The following is a 907-nucleotide window of genomic DNA, read 5'->3' on the forward strand; positions in this document are numbered from 1 at the left end:
ATTCATACGCCGACCACCGAGATCACCCCAAGGAGAAGCGGCGGCAGCGTCTGATGTGTATAAGACACAGGCCGGCCCGCGGCGCGTCGGCCGGCGCACGGCGCCACGCAGCCGGACCCGACGGGGACCGCACCGCCAACCGGGCGAGGACCAGCCCGGTGAGGGCCGGGCGCGCGGCGGCGACCCGCCAGCGGCCCAGCGGCTCGGGGCGCAGGCACCGCGCGCTCAGCCGCTCCCACACGGCGAGCCCGCTGCGCGGCGCGGGTGGCCGGACGGGACGGGGCGCGGGGCCCGCCGGGACGCGGCAGGCGGCGTACGCGGCGAGGTGCGCACCGCCGCCGTCGGGGCGGGGTCGGCCGGTGGTCGGCGGCTGGACGGGCAGGCGGGTGGGCAGGGCCACCCGGTTCATGGACACAGAGGGACACCGGATTTCAGTGAGAGGACCGCAGCGGAAAGCAGCGCGGCGCACTCGGGCGACGCGCGACGGATCAGCGTTCGGGGTGACTCACTTGCGGTACAACGGCATGTCCTTGACCTGACGACAGTGGGCGCAAGGACGGTAACGGCGGCCGGCCGCACGGCTCCACCGATTTTCAGCCGCTGTCCGGGGCCGGCGGGCCAGCCACGCCGCGGCGGCCCGTACCCCCATGCCGCGCCGGCCCGTACCCCTGCCCGAACGTGTACCGCCCCCGGCCTGACCCCGTACCACCCGGCACCAGCGCCCGCCCGTACGGCGCTGCCCACCGCCCGCCCGGCGGACCTAGGTCTACGGCCCTCGGTCCGGGTCCGGCCGAGTCGGGGGGGGGGGGGGGCCGGCCCGCCGCCGGCCCGCGACCGGCCACACGCGTCGCGCCCACGCGGTAGCGGAGCAACACATGCAGCAATATCAAACCACCGCAACCCCCGC

At 76.7% G+C, this 907-nt stretch carries 1 protein-coding gene; it reads right to left on the reverse strand.

Going from position 1 to position 907, the window contains the following annotated elements; all coding sequences use genetic code 11:
• Positions 1 to 22: 22 nt before the first annotated feature.
• Positions 23 to 409, reverse strand: a complete 387-nt coding sequence (locus tag AAHZ94_RS34650) for a hypothetical protein (RefSeq protein ID WP_349997640.1) — start codon at positions 407 to 409, stop codon at positions 23 to 25.
• Positions 410 to 907 lie beyond the last annotated feature (498 nt).

The organism is Streptomyces sp. HSW2009 (assembly GCF_040240285.1).
Taxonomy (GTDB): Bacteria; Actinomycetota; Actinomycetes; order Streptomycetales; family Streptomycetaceae; genus Streptomyces.